The sequence below is a fragment of the Streptomyces sp. McG3 genome (assembly GCF_018619185.1).
Classification (GTDB): domain Bacteria; phylum Actinomycetota; class Actinomycetes; order Streptomycetales; family Streptomycetaceae; genus Streptomyces.
Map to the genome: position 1 here is coordinate 1 of NZ_JAAXYC010000448.1, position 4925 is coordinate 4925.

The following is a 4925-nucleotide window of genomic DNA, read 5'->3' on the forward strand; positions in this document are numbered from 1 at the left end:
CCCGTGCAGCCCCGGCCGCCCCGTCGTCCGTCCGGCACTCCTGCACGACCCCCGCCAGGCCACCAACTCCCCACGGAGGAACCAGTGGAACGCTCCGCAGGCAGCAGTCGCAGAAGGCGCCGTCGCTCCCGTCCCGTCCTCGGCGGCACCATGGCCGTCATCGCGGCCGCGGCCCTGACCGTCACCGGACTCGTCAGCACCGCCCAGGCCGCCGACGTCAACAACGCCAAGAACGCGGGCTTCGAGTCGGGCCTCGCCAACTGGACCTGCGCCGGGAACAGCGGCACCGTGGTCTCCTCCCCCGTGCACGGCGGTACGTCGGCGCTGAAGGCCACCCCGGCCGGCCAGGACAACGCCAAGTGTTCGCAGGCCGTCAAGGTGAAGCCCAACTCGACGTACGCGCTCAGCTCCTGGGTGCAGGGCGGCTACGCCTACCTCGGTGTGAGCGGCACCGGAACCACCGACGTCTCCACCTGGACGCCGGGCTCCACCACCTGGACCAAGCTGTCCACCAGCTTCAAGACCGGCGCGAACACCACCTCGGTGACCGTCTACACCCACGGCTGGTACGGGCAGGCCGCCTACCTCGCCGACGACTTCGAGGTGACCGGCCCCGACGGCGGTGGCGGCGAGGAGCCCGGCCCGGTCATCCCGGCGGCTCCGGCCGGCCTCACGGCGGGCGCGACGACCACGTCCTCCGTCGCCCTGTCCTGGAACGCGGTCTCCGGCGCCACCGGGTACAAGGTGTACCGGGACGGCGTGCAGGCCACCACCTCCACCGGAACCTCGGCGACCGTCACGGGCCTCACCGCGGACACCGCCTACCAGTTCTCGGTGAGCGCCACCAACGCGGCCGGTGAGTCGGTCAAGTCGGCCGCCGTCAGCGCCCGTACGGCCAAGAACGGCACCGGCCCGGTGACCACCGTGCCCAAGCACGCGGTGACCGGCTACTGGCAGAACTTCAACAACGGCGCGGCCGTCCAGAAGCTCAGCGACGTACCGGCCGACTACGACATCATCGCGGTCTCCTTCGCGGACGCCACGGCGACCCAGGGCGCGGTCACCTTCAACCTGGACACCGCCGGGCTGAACGGCTACACCGACGCCCAGTTCCGTTCGGACATCAAGGCCAAGCAGGCGGCGGGCAAGAACGTCATCATCTCGATCGGCGGCGAGCTGGGCACGGTCCGCGTCGACAGCGACGCCTCCGCCACCGCGTTCGCCAACTCGGTGTACGCGCTGATGCAGGACTACGGCTTCAACGGGGTCGACATCGACCTGGAGAACGGCCTCAACGCCACCTACATGACGAAGGCGCTGCGCCAGCTGTCGGCGAAGGCGGGCCCCGGGCTGGTCCTCACGATGGCCCCGCAGACCATCGACATGCAGTCGACCTCGGGCGAGTACTTCAAGACGGCGCTCAACGTCAAGGACATCCTGACCGTCGTCAACATGCAGTACTACAACAGCGGTTCGATGCTCGGCTGCGACGGCAAGGTCTACTCGCAGGGCTCGGTGGACTTCCTCACCGCGCTCGCCTGCATCCAGCTGGAGGGCGGCCTCGACCCGTCCCAGGTCGGCATCGGCGTCCCCGCCTCCACCCGCGGCGCGGGCAGCGGCTACGTCGCCCCGTCGATCGTGAACGCGGCGCTGGACTGCCTCGCCAAGGGCACCAACTGCGGCTCGTTCAAGCCGTCCAAGACCTACCCGTCGCTGCGCGGCGCGATGACCTGGTCGACGAACTGGGACGCGACGGCCGGGTTCGCCTGGTCGAAGGCGGTCGGACCGCACGTCCGCAGCCTGCCGTAACGACACAGCACCACACAGCACCACACGGAACCTGCAGCGCCGCCGCTCCCCCGGCGGCGCTGCGGCGTTACGCCGGCGACCACCCGGTCACCGGCCGTCGCGAACCCCCGGTCACCGGGTCACCGTGTCACCGGTTCACCAGGGCAGTTCGCGCACCTGCTGGACGCACAGCACGATGAACAGCAGCCCGGACAGGGCGAGCATCCCGTTGCTGACCCATCCGTTGCGCCACTCCCCGGGCGTACGGGAGGAGTTGAGCAGCCAGAGCAGGGTCAGGGCGAGGAACGGCATGAAGAACGCGCCGAGCACCCCGTAGGCGATGACCAGGCCGAAGGGCTCGTCCAGCCAGAGCAGGGTCATCGGCGGGAAGGTCAGCCACAGCAGGTAGGCACGGAACGGCATCGACCGCTGCCGGCGCTCGGCGACGTCCGGCCCCTCGTGCTCCTCGGTCCTCGCCGCACCGGTCGCCGGAGCCCGGAACCGCTCCACGAAGTCGGCGAACATCAGGCTGACCCCGTGCCAGACGCCGATCAGCGACGAGAACGACGTGGCGAAGAAGCCCACCAGGAAGAGCTTGGCGGTGCCCGCGCCGAAGCGGTCCTCCAGCACCTGGCCCAGGTCGATCAGACCCCGGTCGCCGGAGGTGAGGGCCACCTGGGAGGCGTGCAGCAGCTCGGCGCCGACGATGAGCATCGCGACGACGAAGATCCCGGTGGTGATGTAGGCGACCCGGTTGTCGAGCCGCATCACCTTCATCCAGGAGGAGTTGCTCCAGCCCTTGGCGTTGACCCAGTACCCGTACGCGGCCATGGTGATCGTGCCGCCGACGCCGCCGATCAGCCCGAGGGTGTAGAGGAGCGAGCCGTCCGGGAGCACGGGCAGCAGCCCGGCGAACGAGGCCCCGACGTCCGGCACGACGCGGGCGGCCACGTACACGACCACCACGAACATGATGCCGATCAGGACCGTCATGACCTTCTCGAAGACGGCGTACCGGTTGAACCAGACGAAGGCCAGCCCGATCAGGCCGGTGACGATCGCCCAGAACTTCAGCCCGGGGCCGTCGGGGAACAGCGCCACGATGGGCAGGGCGCTGGAGGACATGGCCGTCGCCCCGTAGATGAAGCCCCAGAGCACGACGTAGACCGCGAAGTACACCGTGGTCCAGGGGCCCAGGCTGCGCCAGCCGTCGAAGAGCGTGCGGCCGGTCGCCAGATGCCAGCGGCCGGCCGCCTCGGCGAGCGAGATCTTGACGACGCAGCCGATCACCGCCGCCCACATCAGGGTGTATCCGAACTTGCTGCCCGCGATGAGCGTCGCGACCAGGTCTCCGGCCCCGACCCCGGTCGCCGCGACGACGATGCCGGGGCCGATGTACTTCCAGCTGGACTTACGTGGTCGGGAGGCCGGCTCCCCTGTCCCTGTGGTTGCGCTTGTCTCCGCCATGCCGATCAAGGAAGCGCAATCGGCGGAGCAGCACAAGGGGTGCGCACGGAACCGGCACACACGGGGACGGGGAACGTCCCCGTGTGTGCCGGTTCGCTAGATGACCAGGCTGAGCAGCGCCGCGACGACGAAGCCCGCGACCGAGAGCACCGTCTCCAGGACGGTCCAGGACTTCAGGGTGTCGCGCTCGCTGATGCCGAAGTACTTCGACACCATCCAGAAGCCGCCGTCGTTCACGTGCGAGGCGAAGATCGAGCCCGCCGAGATCGCCATGATGATCAGCGCGAGGTGGGCCTGGGACAGGTCCTGGCCCTCGACCAGCGGGACCACGATGCCGGCCGTCGTGACGATCGCGACGGTGGCCGAGCCCTGGGCGACGCGCAGGACGACCGAGATCAGCCAGGCGAGCAGGATGACCGGCAGGCCGACGTCGTTGAAGGTGTCGGCCAGCGCGTCCGCGATGCCGCTGCCCTTGAGGACCGCGCCGAAGATGCCGCCCGCGCCGACCACCAGCAGGATGTTGCCGACGGGCTTGAGCGAGGACGTGGAGACCGATTCCAGGGACTTGCGGGACCAGCCGCGCCGGATGCCCAGCAGGTAGTACGCGAGGAACAGGGCGATCGTCAGGGCGACGAACGGGTTGCCGAAGAACTCGATGACCGAGCGGAGCGTGGAGGGGTCCAGGGCGATGGAGGAGAACGTCGCGGCGAGAATGAGGATCAGCGGGGTCCCGATGATCGCGAGGACCGTACCGAGCGGGACCGGCTTCTCGTGCGGGGTGACCCCGGCGGCGCGCTGTTCGGCGGCGACGGCGGCCTTGGCCTCCTCGGCGGCCTCCACCATGTCCTGCGGGACGTCGACGAAGATCCGCTTGCCGATCCAGGCGGCGTACGCCCAGGCGGCGATGACCGACGGGATGCCGACGACGACGCCCATCAGGATGACCCAGCCGAGCGAGACGTTGAAGAGTCCGGCGGCGGCCACCGGTCCCGGGTGCGGCGGCAGGAACGCGTGGGTCATCGACAGGCCCGCCAGCAGCGGCATCGCGTAGAGCAGGATCGATTTTCCGGAGCGCTTGGCGGCGGCGTACACGATCGGCGCGAGGACGAAGATGCCGACGTCGAAGAAGACCGGGATGCCGAAGACGAGGCCCGTCATTCCCATGGCGAGCGGGGCGCGCTTCTCACCGAAGGCGTTCAGCAGGCGCGTGCTCAGCACCTCTGCCCCGCCGGACACTTCGAGGATCGCGCCGAGCATGGTGCCGAGCCCGATGATGATCGCGACATGGCCGAGGATGCCGCCCATGCCGGACTCGATGACCGAGACGGCGGCGGACTTCTGCACGGTGCCGAAGAGTTCGGTGACCGAGAGCCCGGCGCCGAGGCCGACGGCTATGGAGACCGCGAGCAGGGCGACGAACGGCTGGAGCCTGATCTTGATGATCAGGAAGAGCAGGAGGGCGATGCCGAGGGCGGCGACGGTCAGCAGACCGGCGGTGCCGTCGATCAGGAGGAGCAGGCCACCGGTGTGCGGTGGTGCCTCGACCGGCGGTGGGGTGGCGGCGAGCAGCATGGGGACTCCGGTGGTGCTGGAGGGCAGGGGGGAGCGCGGCACGGCGCCCCCGGGGAGCGGGGCGCCGTGCCGTACGGCGTGCTGGAGCGGTCCTGCGG

Annotated in this window: 3 protein-coding genes; 1 reads left to right on the forward strand and 2 read right to left on the reverse strand. The window is 69.8% G+C overall.

What is annotated here, in order from left to right; genetic code table 11:
- The first annotated feature begins 84 nt into the window (after positions 1–84).
- A complete protein-coding gene (locus HET64_RS36600) occupies positions 85–1809 on the forward strand; it encodes a chitinase (RefSeq protein WP_215111548.1) in 1725 nt (574 codons plus the stop codon).
- A 135-nt stretch (positions 1810–1944) separates the two neighbouring features.
- Here HET64_RS36600 and HET64_RS36605 read toward each other — a convergent pair whose 3' ends face one another.
- Together HET64_RS36605 and HET64_RS36610 are read right to left on the reverse strand one after the other, a co-directional pair.
- The gene (locus HET64_RS36605) at positions 1945–3255 is read right to left on the reverse strand and encodes an Nramp family divalent metal transporter (RefSeq protein ID WP_215111549.1); all 1311 of its coding nucleotides are present in this window, start codon (positions 3253–3255) and stop codon (positions 1945–1947) included.
- A 96-nt stretch (positions 3256–3351) separates the two neighbouring features.
- Positions 3352–4827, reverse strand: coding sequence for a GntP family permease (locus HET64_RS36610; protein WP_215111550.1), 1476 nt, complete (start codon positions 4825–4827; stop codon positions 3352–3354).
- Between the last annotated feature and the right edge of the window lie 98 nt (positions 4828–4925).